A 12,693-nucleotide genomic window follows, 5' to 3' on the forward strand; every position below is an offset into this window, starting at 1 on the left:
CTGAGATCCGCCGGGCAACCCGGACTTGCCACAGTTGATGGAAATGCTTGATTCCCTCTCTTGTTGTGTTTTCGGAACTGCCGGAGACTCCGGGTCAGCGTGTCTGGGCCACGATCTCGGAGGTCGGGTCGCGCAGTGCCGGGTCCACCCGTTCGAAGAGTGCCATGACCAGGACACCGCCGATGATCATCAGCGCCGCTCCCACCCGGAAGGCCAGGACGTACCCCGACGTCACCGCGGTCTCGACAGGGACACCGGCCTGGATCTCACTGGTCGTGTACCGGATGGCCAGGGGCACCAGAACGGCGAGCCCCAGGGCCCCTCCGATCTGCTGCATGGTGTTCTGGACACCCGAGGCGAGGCTCGAGTTCTGGTCGGTGACCTGGTGCAGGGCGGCGCTCGTCGCGGCCGGCATGGTGGCGCCCGCGAACACGCCGAAGACGACCATTCCCGGCAGGATCCCTCCGGCGTAGCGGGTGTCGACATCGACCGTGCTCGTCAGCAGGAGCCCGATCCCGGCGCCGATGAAGCCCATCGCCACGACCGCCCGCACTCCGATGCGCGGGGTCAGCGCGGTCCCCACCCCGATGCCGATACCGATGCCGAATCCGAGGGGGAGGTACGCCAGGCCGGTCTCGAGCGGCGAGTACTTCAGCACGTGCTGCTCGAACAACGTCAGGATGAAGGTGTACGAGATGAACGCCGCCATGAAGAACAGGGAGGTCAGGTTGATGACCGACCTGGTCCGGTTGGCGAAGAAGTCCAGCGGGATGAGCGGGTTCTCGACGCGGCGCTCGATGATGACCATGGCGAGCAGCAGGGCGATGCCACCGGCAAGCGGCAGCACCACGGAGGCCGACTCCCAGGGGTGCTCGGCGGCCTGCAGCAGTCCGTAGACGATGGCCACGAGCCCCGCGGTCGAGGTGACCGCGCCGGCGATGTCGAGTCCCTGGCCCCTCTCGCGCTCCATCCGGCTCTCGGTGACCATGCGCGGAATGACCAGCAGCACGACCAGGGCCACCGGCAGGTTGATGTAGAAGATCCAGCGCCAGGACGTCAGGTCGGTCAGCACGCCCGAGACGATGTACCCCAGGGTCCCGCCGAGCGCCACGAGCCCGCCCCAGATGCCGAGGGCCTTGTTGCGTTCCTTGGGGTCGGTGAAGAGCAGCGCGATCAGTCCGAGGGACGCGGGGGCCGCGATGGCCTCGGCGGTTCCCTGGGCGAACCGGCCCACGACCATCATCCCGGGGACGACGGCCGCGCCGCACACGGCCGAGGACGCCGCGAAGATGCCGACGCCGATCAGCAGCAGGCGCCGTCGGCCGAAGACGTCGGCCAGGCGGCCACCGAGGATCAGCAGGCCGCCGGCCGCCAGCACGTACCCGTTGACCACCCAGGTCAGGCCGGCCTCCGAGAAGCCAAGACCCTCCTGGACGAGCGGCAGCGCCACGTTCACGACGGTCATGTCCAGAAGGATCATGAACTGCAGGCCGGAGAGCAGGGCCAGCACCCACCAGCGCCGAGGATCCGCCTTCGCCCGGGGGGCCTCGGCGCCGTCCGCGGCCACATCCGGGTTCACCGTGGTCACGCGTTTGTCTCCCTTGGTCGTGGATGCCGTGAAGCCGGCCCGGTGCCGAACGGCCGAGGGACGCCGGGAGCGGCGGGGAGTCCCCCGGCCGACCCGTGCCGCCCGCCTCGGCCACCTGACCGACTACCCGATGTATACACTGTGTACATCGGTGATGCTCGCACCATATAGTTTTTGGCGCCCAAGGGAGCCCCGGACGGCGAAATCCCGGGTGAAGTTTCACGGCCCGGCACCGCGGGCCGGCGGGCTGCCGCAGCCGGAGGCCGGTCCCGTTCACGCTTCCACACCCGGGCGGGCGCCGCCTTCTTCCGGATTGCTCGATGTGCGGACCGTTCGGCGTTTGGTGCAGAACCGGCCGAACGCGTACACTGTCCACATTCACCGTGCCGGAATTCCGGAAAAACCACGGAATCGGGTACGACGCACATATCGGAAGGCGCCCGTACGGGACCCGTCCGCGAAGTGCGCGCCACCGACCCGGGCCGGACCGTCACCGCCGGAGTCGACTGTTCGACCGCACTGCGGCCGGGAGGCAGGGACACACCATGACCCGTGACGCGCATCCCTATCACCGCCCCGGCCTGAGGTCCGCGCTCATCGAAGCCGGTCTGAAACGCGCCCGGAAGGGCGGCGCCGACGCACTCGGGCTCCGGGAGATCACCCGGTCCGTGGGGGTCACGCCGAACGCCGCCTACCGGCATTTCGCAGACCGGCGCGAGCTCGTGCTAGCCGTCGCCGCCCGGGCACAGGACAAGCTGGCGCAGGCCATGCTCGACCGCATGCAGGAGGACGTCGCGGACCAGACGGACCCCGCTGCTCACGCGGTACAGCAGCTGCGCGGAGTCGGCCTCGGCTACATCCACTTCGCACTGTCCGAGCCGGGCTGGTTCGAGCTCGCGATCCTGCTCCAGGAAGAGCCCGGCGGCGAGTCCGAGGCGCGCGTGCCGCCGCCCTACCAACTCCTGCTCGCCGCCCTCGACGGCATGGTCGAGGCCGGCGCGTTGACTCCCGGGAGACGCGTGGACGCCGAGTGGGTCTGCTGGTCGGGGGTCCACGGATTCGCCGATCTGGCGACCCGCGGCCCGTTGCGCCGACAGGACCGCGCAGTCGTGGACAAACTCGCCGTCCACGTCGTGAACACCGTCATCAGCGAACTCAGAGCCTGACGGCCCACGCCCGCCGACGCGTCCTCGTCCGTACCCGGCGCACCGGACAGCCGGCCGGCCGTGCGGTACGGCAACGAGCGCACACGGGAGTATGTACCGGCCGTCCCGCGGCCACCACCATGGACCGAGCCCCCGGGACGGCTGCCGACGCGGGCGGAACTCCCGCGCGTGCGAGCGAAACGGGTCCGCGGCCCGGCCCACGGCAGCGCGGCCCGGGACGCCGCGTCACACAGAGACGCGTGCACCCATACCACCGAAACTGCATGGAGTTGTCGTGGGCGAAGAACCCGTGGTGTGCCGAGTGGCACCTTCAAGGACCAGGCAAGAGCGGCCGGACCCGCGGGGAGTCGCCTCGTGACCGGCGTCCTGTCCCTGTCCGGTCCCTTCTCCCGGCTGGACCTGCCGCCCCTCCGCGGGACCCTCAGCACCCGCGGAGGCGACCTCGCCGCTGCGGCGCGGGACTTCGGCAACCGCGTACACCTCAGGCCCGTGGCCGTGCTGCATCCCGCCGACGCCGAGGACGTCGCGGCGATCGTGCGCTTCGGCCGGGAGAACGGCATCGCGGTGGTCCCCCGGGGCGCGGCCTGCTCGGTGGACGGCCAGGCGCAGACATCGGACGGGATCGTGGTCGACCTCTCCTCGCTCTCCGCCGTCGGTGAGCCGGCCCCCGGCCGCGTACGCGTGGACGGCGGCGCCCGATGGCCGGCGGTCCTCGACGTCACCCTGCCGTGCGGCCGGGTCCCGCCCGTGGTGCCCGACCACCTCGGCCTGTCCGTCGGCGGGACGCTGTCGGTCGGCGGGATCGGCGGCACGAGCCACCGGTACGGCAGCGTCGCCGACAACGTGCTCGAACTCGAGGTCGTCACCGCGGGCGGCGACCTCCTCACCTGCTCACCCGTCCGGCGCCCCGAACTCTTCGACGCCGTCAGGGGGAGCCTGGGCCGGTACGGAATCATCACCGGTGCCACCCTCGCGCTCACCGGGGCGAGGAGTTCGGCGCGCACCTACCGACTCGTCTACCACGACTGCGCCGCATTCCTCGCGGACCAGCGACGGCTGGTCCACGAGGGACGGTTCGAGCACGTGGAGGGACACGCCCACCACTTCGGAGCGTCGGGCTGGAGGTTCGTCCTCGAGGCGATGCAGTCCTTCGACCCACCGCACGAGCCCGACGACGCCGCGCTGCTCGCGGGCCTCGCACACCATCACGTCGACACGGTCGAGACCGTCTCCTACCGCGACTTCCTGGGCCGGGTCGCGCCGCTCGAAGCCCGGCTGAGAGCGCTCGGCTCGTGGCAGCACCACCCACACCCGCGGTGCAACGTCCTCCTGCCGGGCCTGGACGCGCAAGCGCTCATCACAAGGACTCTGGCCGGTCTCACCGAGGAGGACATCGGACCGGGAGGGAGCGTCCTCCTCTATCCCATCCCCACCGCCCGTCTCGCCGCGCCGAATGTTCCGAAGGCGCGCGACGCCCTGACCGTCGTCTTCGGGCTCCAGCGGACGGCACCTGCAGACCGGCCCGAACTGCTGGACCGCATGGTGCGCGACAACCTGGCGCTGCGGGCGGCGGCCAGGAAAGCGGGGGGCGCCGACTACGCGTACGCGGCGACGCACTGCGAAGCCCCGGACACCTGCGAGCCGTTCGGCCGGACCTCGCACTCCTGACTCCTGTTGACGCTGATGCCCCGTACCCGGGTACGGGGCATCAGCGTCAACAGGAGAGGGCCGGCTAGGACGACCGCAGCGCGCGGGCGAACGCCCGCAGGTCGGAGACGAACAGACCGGGCTGCTCCAGGGCGGCGAAGTGACCGCCGCGCTCGAGCTCCGCCCAGTGCACGATGTTGGGGAAGGCGCGCTCCGCGAACCGGCGCACGGGCTTGGCCGAATCGGCCGGGTACACCGCGACGCCCAGCGGCGTCGGCAGCGGCGGTGCAGCAGGGGGCGGAGTGGGAGCCGTCGGCAGCACGTCGGAGATCTCGTAGTAGAAGTGGGCGCTCGAACCGGCGGTCGCGGTGAGCCAGTAGATCATGACGTTGGTCAGCAGCCGGTCACGGTCCACGGCGTCCTCGGGCGCCTTGTCCGTGTCCCCCCATTCCATGAACTTCTCGACCACCCAGGCCAGCTGCCCCACGGGCGAATCGGTCAGGCTGTAGGAGAGGGTCTGCGGCCGCGTCGACTGGATCTTCATGTACCCGGAGCCCTCCGCGCCGAACTCGGCCAGCAGCTGCAGGCGCGCGAGGTCCTGCTCACCGAGTCCCGCGAGGTCCGCCGGGTCACCCGAGGGAGGAGTGATCAGGAAGTTCACATGCGTCCCCACGACGTGTTCGTGGTCGACGCCGGAGAGCGTCAGGCTGGTCCAGGCACCCAGATCGCCGCCCTGGACGGCGTACCGGGAGTATCCGAGGCGCCGCATCAATTCCGCCCACGCGGAAGCCACCCGGGGCAGGTTCCAGCCGGGTTCCGGAGCAGGCCCGGAAAAGCCGAATCCGGGCAGGGACGGAATCACCAGGTGGAATGCGTCGGCCGGATCGCCCCCGTGCGCCCGCGGATTGGTCAGGGGGCCGATGACATCGAGGAACTCGGCGACCGAACCCGGCCAGCCATGAGTGATGATCATCGGGAGAGCGTCGGGTTCGGGGGAGCGGACATGCATGAAGTGCACATTCGTGCCGTCGATTTCGGTGGTGAACTGGGGGACCGCGTTCAGGCGGTCCTCGGCTGCGCGCCAGTCGTAGCCGTCGCGCCAGTAACCGGCCAGTTCCTTGAGGTAGTCCAACGGGACGCCGCGGCTCCAGCCCGTCCCGGGGATCTCGCTCGGCCACCGAGTGGCATCCAGGCGCCTGTGTAGATCGTCCAGATCTGCCTGCGGAATCGCTATACGGAACGGCTCCATGAAGAATAGCTCCCTCTGAATTCTCTAGAGCGCCGGCAAGAGCGAGAATCCGCGTGATACCAGGCAGAAGGAGCCAGGCCGCGGAACCGCTTCCCCGTCACGTTAGGAAGCCGCTCGGCACGGCGGCAAGAGCCACTCGTGCAGTGAGCACACAGGAAGAATTACGGCGACCTCCGCGCCGCTACTTTTCCTTACGCACAGACCCGTTCCGCATGTTTCGGAGGACCCATGATGAGTGGCTATGTCGGAGATCGTGCCGTGGTCCTGGGAGGCAGCATCGCGGGGTCCCTGGCGGCACGCGTACTCGCCGACGCCTACCGCGAGGTGACCGTGGTCGACCGGGACGACCTCACCGACCGTGCCGAGCCGCGACACGCCACCCCCCAGGGGCACCACATCCACGCGCTCCTGGCCCGCGGTCAGCAGATCCTCGATGAGCTCTTCCCCGGCTTCACCGACGAACTGGTCGGCCTCGGAGTGCCCACCGGTGACTTCGGCACCAGCCTGACCTGGTATTTCAAGGGAATCGCGATCAAGAAGGCAGAGACGGGGCTGACGTGTGTGGCGGCCGGCCGGCCGCTCCTCGAGAGCCGGATCCGGCACCGGATCCGGCACCTGCCCAACGTCACGCTGCGGGAGCGGACGGACGTCCTGGGGCTCGTGACTTCACCGGACCGCCGCACCGTGACCGGGATCCGGGTGCAGAGCCGCTCGCACGGCTCCGCCGAGGAGGTGCTCGCCGCGGACCTCGTGGTCGACACGACCGGGCGCGGCACGCGGACCCCGCGATGGCTGGCAGAGCTCGGCTATTCGCACGTCCCCGAGGAACGGGTGAAGATGGACCTGACCTATACGACCTGCCACTTCCGCGGTCCCCTGCCGTTCGACCCGATCGGCGACGACATCGCCCTCCTGCCGGTCGCCACCCCGGCCATCCGGCGAGGAGCGATCTTCGCCCGGATGCCCGACCGCTACTCACTGTCGCTCACGGGGGTCCTCGGCGACCGGCCCCCCACGGACCACGAGGGGTTTCTCGCCTACGCCGAGTCCCTGCCGATTCCAGAGGTGTACAAGGCCCTGCGGGACGCGGAACCGCTCGGTCCGCCCGCCTCGTTCCACTTCCCGGCCAGCATCCGCCGCCGCTACGAGCGGCAGGCGCGCCATCTGGGGGGACTGCTCGTGATGGGCGACGCGGCCTGCGTCTTCAACCCGGTCTACGGGCAGGGCATGTCGGTGGCCGCGATCCAGTCGCTCGTCCTGCGCGACCACCTGCTCCAGGGACCGCCCGAGCCGCGCGCCTTCTTCCGTGATCTCGCCGGCGCCATCGACGGTCCCTGGGACATGTCCGCGGGAGCGGACCTCGGTTTTCCGGAGGTTCAGGGGCGGCGAACGGCGAAGACCCGGCTCGGCAACGCCTACGTCACACGCCTCCAGTCCGCTGCGGCCGCCGACAGCGAGCTGTCCAGGGCCTTCCTGCGCGCCGCCGGGCTCGTCGACCCGCCCCAGGCACTCATGCGGCCGCGGCTGATCTCCCGCGTGCTGCGTGGCGCCCGGTAGTACGACAGAGGAGAAACGAGGCGGCCGGGTCCCACGGCCGCCTCGTGCCCGTTCCCGGGCCCGAGACCGGCGCGGGAACCGGCCGGAACCGTGTCTTCAGCGTGCGCTCACACCACGGCCTCGGCGAACTGACCCGGTGCACGGCCTTCCCCCGCGGGGCCGCGGTAGGCCTGAGCGACATCCAGCCAGGCCTCCGCGTCGTCGCCCGTCGCCGTCAGCCGGAGATCGTCACGATGGCGGCGGCGCGTCGCCAGAAGGCAGAGGTCGTGCGCCGGGCCGCTGACGGTCTGGGCGGCGTCCTGCGGCCCCTCGGTCCACACCTCGCCCGACGGCGCCGTGAGCACGAAGCGGAAGGGATCGGCCGGCGGCGTGATGCCACGCGCCTGGTACCCGAAGTCCCGGGTGAGAGAAGCGAAGCGCACCAGGTGGCGCAGCCGGCCGGTGGGCTCCCTGCGCACCCCCAGGGCATCAGCGATGTCCTGCCCGTGACCGAAGACCTCCATCATCCCGGCGCCGGCGAGCACCGCCGGCGGCAGCGGACGGACGAGCCAGGGAACGGTCTGGTCCGCGGGAACAGCGGTCAGGGCCTTCAGCGAGGCGTCCCCCTCGGCACGGAACCGGGCGAGCAGCTCACCCGGAGGGAACGCGTTGAACTGGGCGAGGGCGGCGTTGACCGCGCCGTTGAAGTCCTGCGCCGCGGCGGCGGTCATCGCGCGGAAGCGGTCCGGCGCCGCCGCCGCGTTCTTGGCCAGCGTGAAGATGAAGGTCAGGTGTGCCACCTGGTCCGCGATGCTCCAGCCCGGAGCAGGCGTGGGACGGGACCAGGTCTTGTCGTCCAGGCCTTCCACAAGACGGGCGAGCTCGTCGATGTCGGCGGCAAGGTCCTCGAGCACTTCGTTGGCGGTGGTCATCTGCGTCTCCTGGGCAGGTCGGCGCTCGGGGCGCCGACGTTCTGGTTCCTCGGACAGTTCACGGGGCCGGGCGGACGCCCCTGGGCCGTCGGGCGACGGCCGGTTCGGCGAGGTCGGACTCGACGCCTGCCGTCAGCTGCCCACGGGGCGGGGCAGCAGCGGAAGGACCTGCCGCAGACCGCTCACGGAGCCGCTGGGCGCCGGCGCGCCGTAGCTGACGCGGATGCCACGGTCCTGCGCGGCCTCGACGATTCCCGGCACGGCCCGTTCGGCGAGGGCCGAGATGGTCAGGGCCGGGTTGACGGTCAGCGCACCGGGAACGGCGGACCCGTCCGTGACGAAGATTCCGGGGTGCCCCCGCAGCTCGTTGCGGTCGTCGAGCGCGGACGTGTGCGGATCGTCCCCCATCCGGCAGGAGGCGAGGGGGTGCACGGTGTACGCGCCGACCAGGTCGTTGGTCCACGGCATCACCTGGGCCAGTCCGTCCTTCTCGAGGATCTCCTTGACCTCCGCGTCGGAGGCGGCCCAGGCGTTGAGCGTGTTCTGCGTGGGCGCGTACCGGAGGGTGCCGCGGCCGAGCAACTGCTGCGAGATGCGGTGGGCGTTGCCCGTCGCCGGCGGTGGGCCGAAAACCCCCTCGTTGTCGTCCTCGATCATCGAGAAGACCGTCAGCCAGGAGGTCCACCGTTTGAGGATCTCCTTCTTCCGGGCGCCGAACCAGGAGGGGCCGGTGCCGTGCGGCACTTGGGCGAGGATCGTGCCCAGGCCGGGCGGGAAGTAGAGCTGCTCCAGCGAGTAGCGGGAGTACTCGGGCAGGGAGCCGTCCAGGCGGTCCCAGCTCGCGACGGTCGGTCCGCGGCCGATGTGGTTGGCGCCGTACGCCGACCCGGTCCCGCGGTCCAGGCCGAGTACTTCGGCCGCCTTGTCCTCGTCCACCACGGCGGTGTTGAGCCGTTCGCCGTTGCCCGAGAAGTAGCGTCCCACCGCATGGGGCATCCGGCCGAGCAGTCCCTCGCTGCGCTGCAGGATCACCGGCGTCGCCCCGGCACCGGCCGCCAGCACGACGATCTTCGCCTCGATCACCCCACTGCCGGCGGTCGTGCGGTAGTCCTCGCCGTCGATGACGTTGTAGTGCACGCGGTACCCGCCGTCCGCGTTCCGCTCCAGGTACTGGACCTCGTGCAGCGGACGGATCTCGGCGCCGTGGGCGAGGGCCGCGGGGAGATAGTTCACGAGCAGCGACTGCTTGGCCTCGAAGCGGCACCCGGCCATCATCCAATTGCAGTTGACGCACTTGGCGGTGTCGATGGCCACCGGGAGGGGGTTGGCCGTGCGGCCCGCGTGGGAGCAGGCCGCAGCCCACAGGCCGCCGGAGTAGCTCACGTCCCCCCACCCCTGCCGGGCGACCGACAGTGACTCCTCGACCCGGTCGTACCAAGGGTCCAGGGTGCTGCGGCTGACCGACTTCGGCCACATGCGCCGGCCGATGGAGCCCTTCCGGTCGAAGACGAAGCGCGGTGCGCGCGGCATGGCGGCGAAGTAGACCACGCTGCCCCCGCCGACGCAGTTCCCGCCCAGCACGCTCATCCCGTCTCCGACCACGAAGTCGAAGATCCTCGTGTAGGAGGAGCCGAGCTTGTAGTCGTGCTCGAACTCGCCGTGTCCCAGCCAGGGACCGCGCTCCAGCACGGTCACCTTCGCGCCCCCGGCTGCGAGGTGGTAGGCGCTGATCGCGCCGCCGAACCCGCTGCCGACGACCAGGACCTCCGTGCGCTCCGCGCCGCCGCTCATGCCGGACTCCCGGTGGAGGTGGTTTCGGGATGCAGACGCGCCAGCTCACGGCCGTAGCCGAAGTCCTCGAAGCGCCACAAGCCGTCGTCACCGGGAGCGGTGATGCCCATGGCCTGCAGGCCCGGATGACCGTCGGCGATCGCCTCGGCGGTGTGCAGGTGGGCAGCCGAGTCGAAGGCCATGTTGCAGAAGAGGGACAGGAGGACCCAGAACTCCTTCTCCGGGTGCCCCGGAGCGGTGAGCCGGCGGATCAGCTCCACGCGGTCCTCGTAGGGCAGGGCCACGAAGGGCGGCACGGACCTGTCCGGCTCAAGCCCCGTCTCCTCGGCGTACGCGCGGGCGTGGCCGTTCGCGAGGTCTGCCAGGTCCTCGAGGTCGTCGTGGATGCCGGTGGCGTCCCAGCGCAGGAGCCGGACGGCACCGGCGGTGACGGCGCCGCCGCCCTCCGAGACGCCGGCCACGGCCCTGTCGCCCGGCCAGCGCTTCTCGCCGGGGACGATCGAGTCCGCGTAGGCCTCGAGCGTCAGCACGGCACCGGCCGTGATTCGGACTCTGCGCTCCGGCCCGTCATCTCGTTCCGCTTTCTGTTTCTGCACCTGAGCCTCCGTTCCCCTGCTATCGGCGTTGCCCTGGCGATGTGGAAAGCAAAATAAACCTGGTCGGTCTTTTCAAACAACCGATGGAAGTGTTCGCCTGAACAGTGGGTTCATCGCACAGTTGCCAAAGTTGCGACTTCGCCGCTCGCCCCCTCGCGATGAAAACGGAAGGCGGATACCTTCTCCCGAAGGAATGTTCCTTTCCCGTGCCAGGAGTCTTGATATGGGAAGGTCCTCGAGCACGTCTGAACTTACGGGGGAGTGAATTGAAAAGCACTGAAGGTACCCCGGAATCGCTGACGGACCTCACCGACTGGGTGAAGGTGGACACGTTGCTGCCAGCGGATTCTCCGCGACTGAATGGCCTTGATGAGCAGCACGTCAAACAACTGGCAGACGTCTATCCGACGCTGCCTCCGATTCTCGTGCACAGCAGAACGATGCGTGTGATCGACGGGATGCACCGACTGGCGGCCGCACGACGCAACCGCCTGGACATCGTGGCGGTGCGGTACTTCACGGGAACCGAGGAGGAGTCGTTCCTGCGCTCCGTATCGGCCAACGTCGCCCACGGTCTCCCGCTGTCACCCGACGAACGCAAGACGGCGGCGCACCGCATCCTGGACATGTTTCCGGAACTCTCGGACCGGGCCGTCGGCGCGTGCACGGGCCTGTCGCCCAAGACGGTGGCCTCGGTCCGGTCGCGTTCAACTGAGGATTCCACCCGGTTGAACGTGCGGGTCAGGAGCAACGGCAAAGCTCATCCGCTCGACCGCACCGCCGAGCGTCTGCACGCGGCCCAGCTGATGATCGCCCGGCCCGACCTCCCGCTGCGGGCGGTCGTCAAGGAGACCGGGCTCTCACTGGGGACGGTGCACGACGTCCGCCAGCGCCTGCTGCGCGGGGACGCACCCGTGCCCGCCAGCCGCCGGCGGTCACCTCGCGTCCAGCCTCCGGGCACCGACGCCCCCGCATCCCGGCGCAGCCTCGGCCCGGAACGCCCGGACCCGCTCCACCGCGCGCCCGAAACGGTCCCAGGGCGCTCACGCACCTCCCTGGAAATGCTACGCAAACTCGCTTCCGACCCGGCGCTGCGGCACTCGGAATCCGGCCGGCACTTCTTGCGCTGGCTCCACGACCACTTCGTTGTGGATGATTCCTGGCGCCAATGGGCGGAAGCTGTTCCACCTCACTCGGCGGCCACACTGGCGGATCTCGCCCTCCACTGCTCACGCACGTGGAAAAGGTTCGCAGAAGAGCTGACCAGTCGTCGGCTGACCGGCGTCCAGCTCTCCGAAGAGTTGCAAGCGGACTCGAAGTGACGGATTTAACAGAACGTCTGTGGATTGAAATAGCTCACGAGAGGGAGACACCATGACTTCCGCTACCATCGAGCACGCAGTTCACCGGGTCATCAGCAATATGCGGGCCAATCTCGGGCAAGACCTGACGATCGACGACATGGCGCGCACCGCTATGTTCAGCAAATTCCACTTCACTCGTATATTCAGGGACGTGACCGGGACCTCGCCCGGCAGGTTCCTTTCGGCTCTGCGCATCCAGGAGGCCAAGCGCCTGCTCGTGCAGACGCAGTTCGGCGTCGCGGACATCAGCAGCCTGGTCGGCTACAGCAGCGTCGGCACCTTCAGCTCCCGCTTCAAGGCGTGTGTGGGCGTCTCCCCGAGCGTCTACCGCGAACTGGAGGGCTTCGCCGCCGGCATCGACCAGGAACCGTGGCCGGACTCTCCCGCCTCCCCGGCCGGCGTCTCCGGCATCACCCTGCGAGGCCACGTCACGCTTCCCGAGGGGCGTGCCCCCGGGCCCTGTTACGTCGGCCTGTTTCCCACCCAGGTTCCTCAGGGGCGGCCGGTGAGGTGCTCCGTCCTCAAGGGATCCAGCGCCTTCGAACTGCGCAACGTTCCCGTCGGCACCTGGTACCTCCTGGTGCACTCGGTGCCCTACGGCAAGGAGCACCTCGTCTCCGGCGCCGCCGGTGACGCAGACGGCGACATCGTCTCCGTCGGACGCCACGGCCCGCTGACGGTGCAGGCCGAGACGGTGCCCCTGCCGGTCGATGTCGCGCTGCGACCGCTGGAGGTCTTCGACCCGCCGGTGCTGATGGCACTGCTCGACCTGCGCACCGGCACCCTGGAGAGCGCCACGGGCTGACCTGCCGCCCGGCCGCGGC

At 69.8% G+C, this 12,693-nt stretch carries 10 protein-coding genes; 5 read left to right on the plus strand and 5 right to left on the minus strand.

Going from position 1 to position 12,693, the window contains the following annotated elements:
• Window positions 1–94: 94 nt before the first annotated feature.
• Window positions 95–1,588: an MFS transporter gene (locus ACIF80_RS32745; RefSeq protein WP_399811352.1), complete on the minus strand. Its 1,494-nt coding sequence runs from the start codon at window positions 1,586–1,588 to the stop codon at window positions 95–97.
• 545 nt (window positions 1,589–2,133) lie between these two features.
• On the opposite strand from ACIF80_RS32745, the gene ACIF80_RS32750 reads away from it, so the two are divergent.
• Together ACIF80_RS32750 and ACIF80_RS32755 are read left to right on the plus strand one after the other, a co-directional pair.
• Window positions 2,134–2,754: a TetR/AcrR family transcriptional regulator gene (locus tag ACIF80_RS32750; RefSeq protein ID WP_399811355.1), complete on the plus strand. Its 621-nt coding sequence runs from the start codon at window positions 2,134–2,136 to the stop codon at window positions 2,752–2,754.
• Window positions 2,755–3,108: 354 nt separating this feature from the next.
• Complete coding sequence (locus tag ACIF80_RS32755) at window positions 3,109–4,422, plus strand: FAD-binding protein (RefSeq protein WP_399811357.1); 1,314 nt, start codon at window positions 3,109–3,111, stop codon at window positions 4,420–4,422.
• Between the two features lie 64 nt (window positions 4,423–4,486).
• On the opposite strand, the gene ACIF80_RS32760 is transcribed toward ACIF80_RS32755, so the two are convergent.
• On the minus strand, window positions 4,487–5,650 hold the full coding sequence (locus tag ACIF80_RS32760) for an epoxide hydrolase family protein (RefSeq protein WP_399811360.1): 1,164 nt from the start codon (window positions 5,648–5,650) through the stop codon (window positions 4,487–4,489).
• 231 nt (window positions 5,651–5,881) lie between these two features.
• Between ACIF80_RS32760 and ACIF80_RS32765 the strand changes: the two genes are divergently transcribed.
• Window positions 5,882–7,207 carry an FAD-dependent oxidoreductase gene (locus ACIF80_RS32765; protein ID WP_399811363.1) on the plus strand — a complete coding sequence of 442 codons (1,326 nt, stop codon included), beginning with the start codon at window positions 5,882–5,884 and terminating at the stop codon, window positions 7,205–7,207.
• A gap of 107 nt (window positions 7,208–7,314) precedes the next feature.
• Here the strand turns inward: ACIF80_RS32765 and ACIF80_RS32770 are convergent, their stop codons facing one another.
• The 3 genes from ACIF80_RS32770 to ACIF80_RS32780 all read right to left on the minus strand — a co-directional run bounded on the left by ACIF80_RS32770 (window position 7,315) and on the right by ACIF80_RS32780 (window position 10,436).
• On the minus strand, window positions 7,315–8,118 hold the full coding sequence (locus ACIF80_RS32770) for a TIGR03084 family metal-binding protein (protein WP_399811365.1): 804 nt from the start codon (window positions 8,116–8,118) through the stop codon (window positions 7,315–7,317).
• A gap of 132 nt (window positions 8,119–8,250) precedes the next feature.
• Window positions 8,251–9,909 carry an FAD-dependent oxidoreductase gene (locus ACIF80_RS32775; RefSeq protein WP_399811367.1) on the minus strand — a complete coding sequence of 553 codons (1,659 nt, stop codon included), beginning with the start codon at window positions 9,907–9,909 and terminating at the stop codon, window positions 8,251–8,253.
• Window positions 9,906–10,436 carry a DUF5987 family protein gene (locus ACIF80_RS32780; RefSeq protein ID WP_399811483.1) on the minus strand — a complete coding sequence of 177 codons (531 nt, stop codon included), beginning with the start codon at window positions 10,434–10,436 and terminating at the stop codon, window positions 9,906–9,908. Before ACIF80_RS32780 ends, ACIF80_RS32775 begins: the two co-directional genes overlap by 4 nt.
• 335 nt (window positions 10,437–10,771) lie before the next feature.
• Here ACIF80_RS32780 and ACIF80_RS32785 point away from each other — a divergent pair, with 335 nt between their 5' ends.
• Window positions 10,772–11,827 carry a ParB/RepB/Spo0J family partition protein gene (locus ACIF80_RS32785; RefSeq protein ID WP_399811370.1) on the plus strand — a complete coding sequence of 352 codons (1,056 nt, stop codon included), beginning with the start codon at window positions 10,772–10,774 and terminating at the stop codon, window positions 11,825–11,827.
• A 52-nt stretch (window positions 11,828–11,879) separates the two neighbouring features.
• On the plus strand, window positions 11,880–12,674 hold the full coding sequence (locus ACIF80_RS32790) for a helix-turn-helix domain-containing protein (RefSeq protein WP_399811372.1): 795 nt from the start codon (window positions 11,880–11,882) through the stop codon (window positions 12,672–12,674).
• The last annotated feature ends 19 nt before the right edge of the window (window positions 12,675–12,693 follow it).

Source organism: Streptomyces sp. NPDC085927, assembly GCF_044540975.1.
GTDB classification, from domain to species: domain Bacteria; phylum Actinomycetota; class Actinomycetes; order Streptomycetales; family Streptomycetaceae; genus Streptomyces; species Streptomyces hirsutus.